The organism is uncultured Ruegeria sp. (genome assembly GCF_947497005.1).
Taxonomy (GTDB): Bacteria; Pseudomonadota; Alphaproteobacteria; order Rhodobacterales; family Rhodobacteraceae; genus Ruegeria.
Map to the genome: position 1 here is coordinate 12,433 of NZ_CANMFF010000002.1, position 13,717 is coordinate 26,149.

Annotated in this window: 13 protein-coding genes and 1 pseudogene; 4 read left to right on the plus strand and 10 right to left on the minus strand. The window is 54.9% G+C overall.

Annotation, left to right across the window (positions count from 1 at the left end; all coding sequences use genetic code 11):
• The first annotated feature begins 38 nt into the window (after positions 1–38).
• Together Q0816_RS02465 and Q0816_RS02470 are read left to right on the plus strand one after the other, a co-directional pair.
• On the plus strand, positions 39–809 hold the full coding sequence (locus Q0816_RS02465; protein ID WP_298847311.1) for an alpha/beta hydrolase: 771 nt from the start codon (positions 39–41) through the stop codon (positions 807–809).
• 99 nt (positions 810–908) lie between these two features.
• A complete protein-coding gene (locus Q0816_RS02470) occupies positions 909–1,748 on the plus strand; it encodes a DMT family transporter (RefSeq protein WP_298847314.1) in 840 nt (279 codons plus the stop codon).
• A gap of 39 nt (positions 1,749–1,787) precedes the next feature.
• Here Q0816_RS02470 and Q0816_RS02475 read toward each other — a convergent pair whose 3' ends face one another.
• The 6 genes from Q0816_RS02475 to Q0816_RS02500 form a co-directional block, all read right to left on the minus strand.
• Positions 1,788–2,069, minus strand: a complete 282-nt coding sequence (locus tag Q0816_RS02475; RefSeq protein WP_298847317.1) for a hypothetical protein — start codon at positions 2,067–2,069, stop codon at positions 1,788–1,790.
• A 239-nt stretch (positions 2,070–2,308) separates the two neighbouring features.
• Complete coding sequence (locus Q0816_RS02480; protein WP_298847320.1) at positions 2,309–3,280, minus strand: UDP-glucuronic acid decarboxylase family protein; 972 nt, start codon at positions 3,278–3,280, stop codon at positions 2,309–2,311.
• Positions 3,241–3,459, minus strand: a complete 219-nt coding sequence (locus Q0816_RS02485; RefSeq protein ID WP_298847321.1) for a hypothetical protein — start codon at positions 3,457–3,459, stop codon at positions 3,241–3,243. Before Q0816_RS02485 ends, Q0816_RS02480 begins: the two co-directional genes overlap by 40 nt.
• Before the next feature lie 104 nt (positions 3,460–3,563).
• Positions 3,564–4,532 carry a DUF3578 domain-containing protein gene (locus tag Q0816_RS02490; RefSeq protein ID WP_298847324.1) on the minus strand — a complete coding sequence of 323 codons (969 nt, stop codon included), beginning with the start codon at positions 4,530–4,532 and terminating at the stop codon, positions 3,564–3,566.
• A gap of 9 nt (positions 4,533–4,541) precedes the next feature.
• A complete protein-coding gene (gene parE, locus Q0816_RS02495; RefSeq protein WP_298847327.1) occupies positions 4,542–6,500 on the minus strand; it encodes a DNA topoisomerase IV subunit B in 1,959 nt (652 codons plus the stop codon).
• A 31-nt stretch (positions 6,501–6,531) separates the two neighbouring features.
• Positions 6,532–7,272, minus strand: a complete 741-nt coding sequence (locus Q0816_RS02500; RefSeq protein ID WP_298847329.1) for an alkyl sulfatase C-terminal domain-containing protein — start codon at positions 7,270–7,272, stop codon at positions 6,532–6,534.
• A 298-nt stretch (positions 7,273–7,570) separates the two neighbouring features.
• Between Q0816_RS02500 and Q0816_RS25990 the strand changes: the two genes are divergently transcribed.
• Positions 7,571–7,942: an invasion associated locus B family protein gene (locus Q0816_RS25990; RefSeq protein WP_367180468.1), complete on the plus strand. Its 372-nt coding sequence runs from the start codon at positions 7,571–7,573 to the stop codon at positions 7,940–7,942.
• A gap of 414 nt (positions 7,943–8,356) precedes the next feature.
• On the opposite strand, the gene Q0816_RS02505 is transcribed toward Q0816_RS25990, so the two are convergent.
• The 3 genes and pseudogenes from Q0816_RS02505 to Q0816_RS02515 form a co-directional block, all read right to left on the minus strand.
• Positions 8,357–10,270 (minus strand): DUF3604 domain-containing protein, encoded by a 1,914-nt coding sequence (locus Q0816_RS02505; protein WP_298847332.1) that lies wholly within the window; start codon positions 10,268–10,270, stop codon positions 8,357–8,359.
• Positions 10,271–10,789: 519 nt separating this feature from the next.
• On the minus strand, positions 10,790–10,966 hold the full coding sequence (locus Q0816_RS02510; RefSeq protein ID WP_298847335.1) for a hypothetical protein: 177 nt from the start codon (positions 10,964–10,966) through the stop codon (positions 10,790–10,792).
• A gap of 81 nt (positions 10,967–11,047) precedes the next feature.
• Positions 11,048–11,845: pseudogene (locus tag Q0816_RS02515) on the minus strand (IS110 family transposase); the annotation flags it as partial.
• 182 nt (positions 11,846–12,027) lie between these two features.
• Between Q0816_RS02515 and Q0816_RS02520 the strand changes: the two are divergent.
• Positions 12,028–12,636, plus strand: coding sequence for a carboxymuconolactone decarboxylase family protein (locus Q0816_RS02520; RefSeq protein WP_298847337.1), 609 nt, complete (start codon positions 12,028–12,030; stop codon positions 12,634–12,636).
• 88 nt (positions 12,637–12,724) lie between these two features.
• Here Q0816_RS02520 and Q0816_RS02525 read toward each other — a convergent pair whose 3' ends face one another.
• Positions 12,725–13,603 (minus strand): alpha/beta fold hydrolase, encoded by an 879-nt coding sequence (locus Q0816_RS02525; RefSeq protein WP_298847340.1) that lies wholly within the window; start codon positions 13,601–13,603, stop codon positions 12,725–12,727.
• Positions 13,604–13,717 lie beyond the last annotated feature (114 nt).

Here is a 13,717-nt window from a genome sequence, read left to right on the forward strand (position 1 = left end):
ACATCCTCATACTGGAAGCAGCGCAGAGGGGGACTTCGATGTTTAAAGAAATTGTTCTGATCCACGGTGCTTTTGCCGGGCCCTGGTGCATGCAGGATTACGCGGCTTTTTTTCGCGACCTGGGTTGGACGGTTCACGTTCCGGCCTTGCGTTTCCATGGCGGTGATCCGAAAGCGGACCCTGACCCGGGACTAACAGATACCAGTGTCATGGACTACACAAACGACATAGCGGAATTTGTTCAGGGTCTGGACAGCAAACCTGTCATTCTGGGGCATGCCATTGCAGGGGTGGTGGCGCAGCAAGTGGCGACGCGCGGTTTGGCCAGTGCCATCGTTTTGATCAATCCGAATGCACCCTGGGGCACCTTGCCCGAAACCGATGATGAACGAGCTGTACCACGAGCCTTGATGGAAGGCGGAGCCTTCTGGAAACAGCCCATGCGGGTCGCGTTCGATTTGATGGCCCCGTTTGCTCTGAACAAGATGGATGAGGCCCGACAGCACGCAGTGTTCGATCAGTTGGGCGCTGAAAGCGGGCGCGTGATGTTTGAGATGTTCTTCTGGATGTTTGACGACCATCACGCGATCAAAGTTGAATTCGACAACGTTGAGTGCCCCGTTTTGGTGGTTTCAGGTGCGCAAGACAGGGCGGTCAACCCTGATACCTGCCGCGCACTGGCAGAACGCTATGGGGATCGCGGAACCTTTTTGCTGGTCGAGGATCATGCGCATTTCCTGTTCATGGAACCCGGTTGGGAAGGGCCTGCTGCGCAAATCGAGACTTGGCTGAAAGGCCAGCCGAAGTGAAACGGGCTTGACAAAAATCAGTTACTTGGCCGACACCGCGACATGTGAATAGGGCAACCGACCCTTGATGCGCACAAATTCTGCGAGAAAGGTCCGGGCATGTCCCTGTTCGTCGTCCTCATTATTCTTTCGGCTGCCCTGTTGCATGCGGTGTGGAACGCGATCGTGAAAACGGCCGCTGATCGCACCACCATGCTGGGCTTGGTCGCGTTTGGCCACGTGGTGCCCGCTACGGTTATGGTGATGGTGCTGCCACTGCCAAACGCAGAGAGCTTTGTCTATATCCTGCTCTCGACCGTTGTGCATTTCGGTTATTATTTCATGTTGGGTAAAGCCTATCAGCACGGTGACCTGAGTGTGGTCTATCCCATCGCCCGCGGGATTGTTCCGGCGCTGGTCTCGCTTTGGGCAATGGTTCTGGTCGGCGAGGTGTTGCCCTTGCAGGCCTGGGCCGGGATCGCTCTGATCGCCTTGGGTATTCAATTGAGCAGCTGGAAGGCGCTGCGCTCGGGCGTAGGGCGCAGTGCGATGGTGTTTGCGTTGGGCACCGGGTTCTGCATTTCGATCTATTCGGTCGTTGACGGAATTGGGGTACGGCTATCTGGCAATACGCTCAGCTATTGGGCGTGGGGGGCGTTTTTACACCTGTTCATAGCCGGATTCGTCGGGGTGCGGAAACGTGCCGCCCTAAAAGATTTGCCAGCCAAAGTATGGATGACGGGCATTCTTGGCGGGCTGGTTTCGGTGACGGCTTATGGTCTGGTGCTCTATGCCAAGAACTTTGCACCTCTGGGCGCGGTTTCGGCGCTGCGGGAAACCTCGGTCATTTTTGCTGCGCTGATAGGGTTCATTTTCCTAAAGGAAGGCAACTGGATACGACGGCTTGGCGCCGCCGTACTCATGGCCGTCGGAGTCGCACTGATCGGAATGGCCGTCTGATCCGGCCATAACGTCTTTGACGATGGCGGTGCGGGTGTCCTACCGGCCCACCTGAAATGTGCTTTGAGGCTTCCAGTGCATGGTGCCTTTGTCACTTGCCACGCAACGCAGCAACCGTTCCTCACGCGTGTTGATTGTATCCGTAACGGTATTGTCGCCGAAGATCACGATGAAGGAATCCGGGGAATAGGCCAGCCCTTTGTAATAGCAAAACCGTGTTTCCGCCCCGTCCGGGATCGGAGACGCCAGGCTGAGCGTCTGTTGCGCCACAGCTTGGGTCGCGAGAAGGGCAAAGGCCAGCCCATAGGTCGGTGTTTTCATGTCGTCCTCCCGTCCTGTAAACTTGGTGTCAGTCAAAAGTTTAGACGCCCTTACCTCAATTTTTTGTTGTTATAATTGAGGTAAGTGTGAACGGGATCAACGGTTTAGGCAACGGGAAACTGTGAAGATCCAAACTCTGGCCAAAAAACTGAACCAAAGGTCGCGTGTCCTGGAAGGCTCGAAGAGCACCGGCTATCGGGATCGACCCGACGCTGAACCAGAAAAGCCTGCGGGTTCACTTACCCCGAAGCGACGTCCGCCTGAAGCTCTCGGAAATACCGGATGGTTGCATCCAGCCCTTCTTTCAACTGCACTTTGGGCTCCCAATTCAGCAGGGTCCGCGCCAGTGTGATATCGGGCTGGCGTTGCTTTGGGTCGTCCTGAGGAAGCTCCTTAAAACTGATAGGGGTTTCCGCACCCACCAGCGCCTGCACTTCGCTGGCCAGTTCGTTCATCGAGAACTCATTGGGATTGCCCAGATTGACAGGGCCAGTGACGTCCTTGTCGGACTCCATCAAACGGATGAACCCTTCGATCAGATCATCCACATAGCAGAAAGACCGGGTCTGCGTGCCATCGCCAAAGATGGTGATCGGCTCGCCCGTCAGCGCCTGCATGATGAAATTCGACACCACGCGCCCGTCGGCGGGGTGCATTCTGGGTCCGTACGTGTTGAAGATGCGGGCCACCTTGATCTCAAGCCCCATCTGGCGGTGATAGTCGAAGAACAGCGTCTCGGCGCAACGCTTGCCCTCGTCATAGCAGGACCGCGGACCAATCGGGTTGACGTTGCCCCAATAATCTTCGGTCTGCGGATGGACGGTCGGGTCGCCGTACACCTCGGAGGTCGAGGCCTGAAAGATCTTGCATTTCAGCCGTTTCGCCAGGCCCAGCATGTTGATCGCGCCGTGAACGCTGGTCTTGGTCGTCTGCACCGGGTCGTGCTGATAATGCACGGGCGAGGCCGGGCAGGCGAGGTTGTAGATCTCGTCGACCTCTACGAACAACGGGAAGGTCACATCATGGCGCAGGAATTCGAAACGCGGGTTGTTGTGCAGATGGTCGATATTGCGCTTGGTGCCGGTGAACAGGTTGTCGACGCACAGAACCTCATGCCCTTGATCCAAAAGCCGGTCGCACAGATGCGAGCCTAAGAAACCGGCCCCACCGGTTACGAGAACACGTTTTCGACTGTCATAAAGGCGGGCCATTGCAAATCCTTAATCGTTAAATCCAAGCCAGCTTGTCGCGGGGAAGCCGGCTCTTGGTTTGTTTTGTAAACCGAAGATGTTTGAATTGCAGTATATTTTGGTTTTTTGACGGCACGTGTGGTGTTGCTGCGTTTTTCATCTTCCCAACGTATTGCGCGAGGCTGGTTGTACTCGGGCAATTTGCCTCCTAAGCACGCTAGATGCATAATTAGTTAGGATGAATACTTGCAGCAATCTAGCAGCAGTTGAAAAACAGATATATGCACCCATCCCAAGCTAGTTGTTAGCCAACTATTTTTTTGTGAAAGAAGCTGATGCTATTCTTGAGTTTCTCAATATCCGCTACATCCTCCTGTTTGTGAATCACTCGGTGACAAGTTGGACATAGCACCAGGAAGTCGTCTGGAATTTTGTACCTGCGTGTCTCACCTTCTGAGAGCTCTCGAATTGGTTTTGCATGGTGAACATCAAGCGGAACGTTCTTGATTGGGCCTTCGTAACGATAGTGTTCGACTGGCGCTAAACCGCAACCTTCGCATTTTATCCCGCGACGCTCCAAAACCCGCAACCTTACATTCTTTGCGCGTTCAATTCTTCTAGAAAGAACGTAACTCCTGGTCTCGAGGATGTCAGTTGAACCAGACTCCTCCATCATGGTGTCGACAGGTGTTCTGCCCCCTCGGTCTACAAGCGCTTTGTACGCCGCGAGCATCATTTCCAAGTCTTCGTAGAACTGGTTAGGATCAATGGCATCTGCTTGGTAGACCCTACCAAATGCATGGCCAGCAACGTATCCTGCTGGAAGTTTTTCCGTCGAGCCGAGATTGATACTACCACTGTCAAATCTTTCAAAAAACTCAGGAATTCTCTCTGTTATGTCGACAGCACGACGAGCGAGAATACTCCGACCTTTGTCGTTTTCTCCGAATTCTCGGTAAACCTCAGTCGTACCTTGATTGAGAGATAACACTACCTCTTCTGTTTGTGCGTTAATAAGGTAAACGACGTAATAACCGCGAGTTGCAGTGTCTGTTACGAGTGGGTCGAAGAAAGCTAACCACGGTACCGAAGCCCAACGTGATTGGCCGACACTTGCTTTCACTTCTAGTTCGTATGGTAGGAAAAGTAGGCGTTTCTTTGCTTCTATCGCTATGTCGTGCCGTACAAAATTTCCAAAATCACTCCCAGAGAAACTTTTAGCACGTTCAAAGACATACTCGCTCGCGAGACGCGATAGATATTCATGAAGCATTAGGGCTACTCAAACATCCAACTCCTCCACAAACCGCGCGTTCTCCTGAATATACTGGAACCGCAGTTCGGGTTTTTTGCCCATCAGGCGTTCGACCAGATCGCCGGTCTCGCCGGGTTCGTCCTCGTCGATGGTGACCCGGATCAATTTCCGGGATGCCGGGTCCATCGTGGTCTCTTTCAGGTCCTTGGCGTCCATCTCGCCCAGACCTTTGAAGCGTGAGACGTCGATCTTGCCTTTGCCGCCCAGACCTTTCTCAAGCCATTCATCCCGCTCTGCCTCGTCCAGACAATAGACGCGTTTGGCGCCTTGGGTCAGGCGGTACAGAGGCGGGCAGGCGAGGTAGAGGTGGCCCGCGTCAATCATGGGCCGCATCTGGGTGAAGAAGAACGTCATCAGCAGCGCCGCGATATGCGCCCCGTCCACATCCGCGTCGGTCATGATGATGATCTTGTCATAACGCAGATCGTCGACGTTGAACTTGGTGCCAAGCCCGACACCCAGCGCCTGCGTCAGATCGCTGATTTCGGCATTGGTGCCCAGTTTCGAACTGGCCGCGCCCAGCACGTTCAGGATCTTGCCGCGCAGGGGCAGCAGGGCCTGTGTTTTGCGGTTCCGGCCCATCTTGGCAGACCCGCCCGCAGAATCTCCCTCGACGATGAATAATTCCGTGCCGTCCCGTGTTGAACTAGAACAGTCCACCAACTTGCCGGGGAGACGAAGTTTCTTAGTGGCGGACTTGCGTTGTGTTTCCTTCTCGGCCCGTCGGCGCAGGCGTTCCTCTGACCTCAGGATGAGGAAATCCAGGATCGCGCCGGCGGATTTGTTGTCCGCGGCCAGCCAGTTGTCGAAATGGTCGCGGACAGAGTTCTCGACCAGTCGCTGCGCTTCGACCGTGGCAAGGCGGTCTTTGGTTTGGCCCACGAATTCCGGTTCAGAGATAAAGCACGACACCAGCGCGCAACCACCGGTGATCAGGTCGTCGCGGTTAATCTGCGCGGCCTTCTTGTTGTTGATCAACTCGCCATAAGCCTTGATCCCCTTGAGGACCGCGGCCCAGAAGCCTGCCACATGGGTACCGCCTTCGGGCGTGGGGACGGTGTTACAGTAGGACTGGATGAACCCGTCGCGCGAGGGCGTCCAGTTGATCGCCCATTCGACCTTGCCGGGGGTGCCGAATTTCTCCTGAAAGTCCACTGTTCCGGCAAATGGCTGCTCGGCATAGGTGGACGAGCCGTTCATCGTCTCTTTCAGGTAATCCGACAGGCCACCGGGGAAATGAAACGTGGCCTCGGTCGGCGTCTCGCCATCGTCGATGGCGGATTTCCAGCGGATTTCGACGCCCGAGAACAGGTAGCCCTTGGAGCGGATGGACTTGAACAGGCGGGCCGGTTTGAACTTGTGGTGGCCGAAGATGTCGGGATCGGCGTGGAAGGTGACTGTGGTGCCGCGGCGGTTTGGAGCTGCGCCGACCTTTTCGACCGGGCCAAGGGGGACGCCGCGTGAGAAGCGTTGTTCGAACAGCTGCTTGTCGCGCGCGACCTGCACGACCATCGAATCCGACAAGGCATTTACCACGGATGCACCCACACCGTGCAGACCGCCCGAGGTCTGATAGGCCTTGCCCGAAAACTTGCCACCCGCGTGCAAGGTGCACAGGATCACCTCGAGCGCGGATTTGTCGGGGAACTTGGGGTGCGGGTCGATTGGGATACCACGCCCGTTGTCGCGCACGGTCAGTGCGTAATCGGCGTGCAGCTCGACCTCGATCCGATTGGCATGGCCCGCGACGGCCTCATCCATCGAGTTGTCGAGGATCTCGGCCACCATGTGATGCAGCGCCCGCTCATCCGTGCCGCCGATATACATACCGGGGCGTTTGCGCACCGGTTCCAGCCCTTCTAGCACCTCGATCGATGAGGCGTCATAGGTATTGGTCGCTTCAGGCGTCAATAGATCGTCGGGCATGGGTGCTGCTCTTGTTTTTGAGTTTCTCCCATTATGGCAGGTGATGTGGTTCGGGGGAAGAGGGGCGCGAGGTGTTGTGGAGGGTTTGGGAGGCAGACGGCCACCCAAGCTGACATTCGCTTCGGTCGCAATACCGGTTGCGAGCAGCGGCAGCTTTGCGCAAATAGCTGCCATGGCGAAATCTTGGCGCAAATGACGATACAAAGCGCACGCGTAAGATTTCGCTCGTGCAAAAAGTCCCGCCGGTATCTTGAAATAACTCTATCGCAGGAAGCCCAGTAACAGCTTCGAAGGCGTCGGAATGCGACTCAACATGATTTGGATCAGGTATTCGTGGCAAAACTTCGAAGAACGGATCGAAGTCGACCATAGCCTGAGCCAAAACCCCAAGCATAGATGGATCACCTTCAATGACCGCTTTCCCATCTGCAAGTTGAGTATCCAGCGTTTTGTCACCGGCCATTGTCATCTCAAGATCGCTGCGATTAATCCTCAACGTCAGATCCGGTGAGGCAGCTTGGAAACCCTCAACTTCGGTAAGAATAGCGTTTCGGAGTTCAACCAGAAACTTTTCGCCATTGTCGGGCGTTACAAAGTTCATGGCAAACTCATGGTCTTCTACCTTGCGGTTGACCATCTTGATTGCAAGAAAGTTCAGGAACAGCTCCGTCGACATGGCTCGGATAACGTCCGGGCTGAAGGTGTCCGGAATATCCCCTTCAGGAATGCCCGACCTAAGCTCGAAAGCACCGGACAGAGCCGCGAGGCCCAATTGATGCGAAAGGCCATCAATGAAAATGTTTGCTTGGCTCGAGAGTTTGAGAAGCTGGTCACCGATTACTGCATTCGACCAGGCGAAGTTTTTCCCTAATGGCTCCCCTCACGTTCTGCTACGCCAAAAGAACGAGCGAACCTTTTGGGACCAAAATCAACAGGCTGCTTATGTGAGATTTTTCTTTATTGTTGCTGTTCTGACTGTTTCCGCAGGGCCAAGCATCGCAATTCCAAGGAAGATGGCGAGCGCGGGTGATTGGAGGATCCTCTGCAGCAAGGAGACTTGAAAATGCTTCATCAATCAAAACGTGGAATATGAAGGCCGGAACACCGCCAATTTCACAGGGTTTCCGATTGAAAAAGGCGAAGCAGTCGCGGGGGTAGATTTGTTGTCGCCGGTAGGGGCAAATCTGAGTCCGGGTGTCGTAGTTAGGATAGATGGAAATTATGGGTTCAAGTACAACTACAGCAATTGTGCGCCTTCATATTGCTTAGTCAAAATCGGTTTGACGCAAAATACTTTGAACACCTATCGAAAGGGCAATTCCGCAGAAGTTTTCTTCTACCTTGCCTCTTCACCCGACACCCAACGGCGTATCAAGTCTTCATTTTATGGCTTCGCATCCGCTTTCGATGAAGTCAGGAAACGGGTATACCCAAGCAAGTAGTCACTTATTTGAAAGCTCACTTTATTGCACGTCGAGGACATAACCTCTTTGTTATGCGCTCTGACCACCTAGTCTGTTTTGCTTCGTTCCAAAAAAAACAGCGCAACCAAACCAGATTTGCGAAAGAGTACCATCCTTATAAAGAGTACCATCCTTATAAAGTAACAAGAATTACCGCCATCTGTGAGTCACGCAGACAATGTCCGTTTTCCGCGGTTCGCGACCTGCTACACGGGTGCAATACTGAAGTGTGATCAACGACGGCTAAGGGCTCAACGTACCAATTCAAGCACGTCGCAGAGAATGGCAGCAGCGAGCCCAAAGCAGCTATTGTTCTGGCAAGTCAATTTGTTTTCGCAGCAAAAGAGCATTCTGGCGCGCCGCGCTAACGGCAATCTGCCATAATACAAGGTGCTACTCCGAACTGTACCATATTGGCGAGGTGTAAGCGCGATCCTGTACTTCTGCTGGAACGCTATCCGGTAGAGGAATGTCGTAAAACGCAGCATCAATTGTGGTCCAACGCGGTTTTGGAATCTCAATAACGCGCACGTAGTAGAAGGCATTCTGAGAGGGATCAAAGTCTGGGTCCTGCCAATATCCGTCCAGTGCTGCGGCCCCAATTGAGTTATTGTAAGTTGCCTTTTCAACGTTGACAGTCGAGCCGACGGATTCGCGGGCGCGACCGTCTGTGTCGATCTCGCGACCTCCTGACACCGCGACATCATAGATACGTTCAAAAGTCTCGCCGCTCCCGTCGATCCAGCCCTTGATGATCTGCACGCGGTCCAGATTAGCACCGTCAGGGTCGCGCAGTGCGCGGATCAGGAATCCAGGTGCAGCCCCTTCCGGCGCATTGGCCAGATCGCCGCCCATCGGCACGCCATTACGATAACCGTGTGCCGCAAAGTCGGATACGCCAAGGTCCTCTGCATCAAAGTTCCATCCGCCAAAGACGCGCACACGGATTCTGCTGCCTGTAGTGGCATAAGCCTCCTTGCGGGAGATCGCTCCATGTACTTCCTCGCGGGTGTTTTCGCGCGCCCAGACGGCAGTCAGCCCTGCTGCGGATTCCTGTGCGGTGACAATCCGTAGCGCCGGGTCGTCCGACGGGATCACATCAAGGTTGTGCCGTATTGGCGACGGCTCTGTGTGCTGGTACTTGCCAAAGTAATTGTCTTCACGCGTAGTCGGGAGCGCTGTGTGGGAATCTGTTGTGCCTGTGAAACCTGATTTGAACGGGTTCACACCAATCTCACGTTTAATCTCAAGCCCTACTTTGAGCGCCGAGCGCGCGTATTCATAACGCAGCATCTCAGGTTCTTTGGCGGCTGTCCCTGCGAGATTTGCGACGTCCCATGTTTCGAAGTTGGCAAATTCATCATCTGGCGACAACATTGGATGTGTTTCTTCATCGCCTTTGATTTGCGTTATCTCGTGCATTGGTTCCCAACGGGCGCGTTTGGCCGCATAGTCCGCTTCCATGGGTGATCCGTCGAACTTGGTTGGCGCAAACATGATACCATTCGACACGTTCCCATTGTGTGGTACCGAAATCGCGCTGCCACCGGTTTCCTCTTCGTAGGCAGCCAAGTGATCCCACATCAGCTCAGGATCTTCGCTGTCGAAGTACGTGAAAGGGCGGGTGCGGCTTGTCTTATCCGCCCCGTCACCGAAAAGAACGACACGGTGCAAGTTGTTCCCAAGCGGGGTCGATGTCCATTCGTAACCCGCAATCGCTGTGAAAATGCCGGGATTGTTGTAATGGTCAATGGTTTCAATGATCTGTTGCCACAAGTCGCCATCGAGATCCAAACCCGCCGTAGGGTCGCGGCCCTGCACTGTCGATATTTCGATTATGTCCGCGAAGGCCGCCATCCGCCCTTCCTGTCCCGAATTAAACCGCTCGTATGTCAGGCGACCCCATTCATCAGCCAGCAGGCGGGGGTCTGCCGCGCGGATGGCGGTGGACAGCCCGAGCATTTCCGCATGTTCTGTGATGGCCAGAAAATCGAGTGGCCGGACAAGTTGCACCGATTGTCCGGTGTTAGAGATGATCCGCTCGCCGCGCGCTACACGAAAGGCGTCGTGAATGTTTAGTGAAGTACCTACCAACCCGGCGTCAAAGGAAATCTCTGTATGAAAGTGCAAATCGCCAAAAAGCACCTGATCCGGGTACGACCGATCAACAAATGGCGAATAGTCGGTCCCGGCGTCAACAGTGGCTTCTGACACGACACCTTCAAACGCCAAAGCGCTCGTCGAAGCCAAGATTGCTGAGCTAGCAAATCCCACGGCAAATTTGTTTATAAATTTGGCGCGTTTCATGATTATCCCCCCATCCTTTAAACTGAATTATCCCCCCATCCTTTAAACTGACTTTTAGGCGATGCTAGCACAGTTTTGGCTTCCACCCTAATCGCAGAGAGCGCACCTTGCGGCATATCAATCAGCCGTAATCCGTTTAATAATCTGCGCTGTTGCGAACGGCGGTTTTGTCCCGCTCACCTGCCATTTGCCATCAAGTCTTGAATGTCTGGAATATGCGGTTCGCGACCTGCCGCAGGAGCGAAAGTCCGAAGCTCGGTCGACGACCTTTGTGGGTGGTTCCTGCATTGCAAGAACTTTTTGGTGATGTTTGCGAGTATTTTGTCAGTACCTTCGTCTGTCCGGCCTGTTTGCGTGGCGGCATTGTCGCCACTGGCCTTGATGAATTCCGCGAGCGAGGTTCCAATCGGCTTATCGACCTCTGAGGGTCGCTGCCATTCCCGGAGTGTCCTTGCTCTTGGTTGACTTAATTCCGCATCATCACTTCAACGTCTTTCATCTCGTGGGCAGCCGGCGCGGTTAGAACGCAGGCTGCCGGTATTCCTGTTTCTTCGTGAGCATCGCCCAGATGGCCCGCGCGGCCTTGTTGGCCATGGCGGTTGTTGCCGGTCGGAATGGTTTGTCTGCGATGATCTTTGCTGTCCACAAATCGACTTTCTCAGGAGAACGTTTCGCCATCACAGCGCGCGACGTCATGCGTACGACCAACAGCTAGTGAATGTAGCGATCACCCTGCTTTGCGTTCTTGCCCAGGCGTTCCTTGCCACCGCTAGACTTGTTGAGTGGGGTCGGACCGAGCCAGGCTGCCAGATCGCGTCCGATCCGGAACTGGTTTGCATCGCCGATCGTAGCGACAATCGCTGACGTCGTGATCGGGCCGATGATGAGCCATTTGTGCGCCATTGGTTCAAGTACAAGGACGACTGCATACGCATCAATCCACGCGCGTCTGCATTCAGAAGGGCATGTTGCCGGATCATCTTCGAATAGCCGTCGATGCGCGCGTTCAAGCCGATGAACTGGTAGCGCTGGATACTGGGCACGCCGTTGGCGATCTCCGGCATTTCTGGATGGTCGCCATCAAGGTGACGCTTTGCAAAAGCCGTCACTGCTTCGATTCCAGTGGGTAAAATGTGCCCAAACTCGCGCAAAGGACTGCGGAGCATGTTGGCCAGTTGGGTGCGCTGCCGGACGGCCAGATCTCGAGTCCGGTGGATTGAGAGAATGGCTTGCTGCTCTTCTGTTTTGATCTCGACAAAGCGCATAGTTGGTCGACGGACGGCTTCACAGATTGGCTCGGCATCAACAGCGTCGCTCTTACCGCGTTTCACGTAGGGATGACGTATCCGGCGGGCATAAGCCGCACCTCGTGCCTCAATTTGCGCAGCTGGCGACCCCAGTGATGGGACGAGCCGCAGGCTTCCATGCCAACCCTGCACGGTAAAAGCGTCTCAAAGAAGCTAAGCTGTTTCGCGCGTTTGACGGTCTTGTTGAAGATGATGCGGCCGCTCTCAGAAATACCGTGTACTTAAAAACATCCTTGGCCAGATCCAGGCCGATTGTCTTTACTGTCATTGGGTGGCTCCTTCCCTCGCAGTCGACAACAACTGCTCTTTGGCACTTTCGATGCCGGTGGAGCAGGAGCCACCCACCTCATCCGCTTAGGGCTCTGTTCGACACTCAGAAAATTCACCTCGCCATCAGCTCGAAGCACTCCTAGTCTCTGGACATCAAGCAATCACAATAACAGGACCAAAATGAGCTGGATCAAAACAATCCCCTATGCTGAGGCCGCGGGCAAGCTGAAGACGCTCTATGACCGGGTCACGGGCCCCGGCAACAATGTGGACAACATCATGATGGCGCATTCGTTGCGGCCGCATTCGATGGAAGGCCATATGGCGATGTACAAGGCTGTGCTGCATCATTCGGGCAACAAGATACCGAAATGGTTTCTTGAGGTGCTGGGCGTGTGGGTCAGTTCACTGAACCGATGCGGGTATTGCGTGGAACATCATTTCGCCGGGTTGCAGCGGTTGCTTGGGGAAGAAGCGCGGGGTAATGCCATCCGGGCGGCGATCGAGGCACGCGATCCGGCGGCAGCTCCGTTGGATGCAGCGCAGATTGCAGCGATGATCTATGCCCGCAAACTGACCGAGGCGCCGGGGGACCTGGAAGAAGCGGATGTGGCCGCCCTGCGCGCCGCAGGGTGGGAGGACGGGGAAATCCTCGAAATCAATCAGGTCTGTTCTTATTTCTCCTATGCAAACCGGACGGTTCTGGGGCTTGGATGCTCGACCGTAGGGGACGAGTTGGGCCTGTCACCCAACAACGCTGACAACCCTGATGATTGGGGGCATCGATAAAGCCAGAAAAAAGCTGAGATCGGCAGCTTCGGTTTGGTCATCATGATAGCTGCCTTGCACTCTGTCCTGTCTAAAATGCCAGGTCAGATCAGGTATTGTGAACCCATTCCAGAATGGCGCGCGCCAATGCTTGCGGCTTTTGGTGATGCAGCCAATGGTCGGTGTCGGGGATCGTGACGCGGGTCAGGTCAGGGGCGAAGGTTTCCAAGCCTTCAGTCGCATCGGGCAAAAGCGCCCTGTCGTCAGGCCCCCAGAGCAAAAGATGCGGGCATCGGATGTGCAGCCGTTCAAGGGGCAGATCAGGCAGGTCTGTCGCGGGGGTTCCGAGCTGTGCGACGACCAGAGGTGAGGCGCGATACCAGTTCAGCATCGCCTCCAGCCGACCGGGGCGGGCCCATTCGGAGCGGTATTCTGCCATGCGATCCTCGGTTAACCAATCCAATCCCATGCCATGGCGAAAGAACTTTTCGAGCATCGCAAAGTTGTTGTCGGACAGTTTCTGTGCCGCATCGGGTGCCCTTAGCTGGTTGATGTATTGCGAAGCTTGCGATTGCGCGCCACCCGCAGCCATGGCGCGTTGAAATGGTACCGGATGCACGCCGTTTGCGATGACCAGCCGCTTGACCAGATCGGGGCGGAACATGGCAAGGCCATAGGCAACCGATGCGCCCCAGTCGTGACCCAGCACCGCAACTGGCCCGCCTTGGGCCTCGATCAGGGCGGCCATGTCGGACACTAGTTGCGAGAGGGTATAATTGTGCACACCTTCGGGGCACCAACTCTGGCCATAGCCACGTTGGTCAGGGGCGATGCAATAAAAGCGATCCGTCAGATGTGGGGCGAGGTCGACCCAGGCACCGCCATATTCGGGGAATCCGTGCAGCATCAAAAGCCGAGACGCGGCGGGATCTCCCCAAGTTCGGACACAAAAGGAACTGCCATTCAGGTCGATAAACGTCATGTGCATTGGAACCTCTGATCCGATGAGGAATTTATGGGTTTTTGAGGCATCAATTTGACCCCAATCAAAGCGCATCCAAAGCCTTTCTGCTAGCCCTCTTTCAGGACAGTAGAAAAAGGA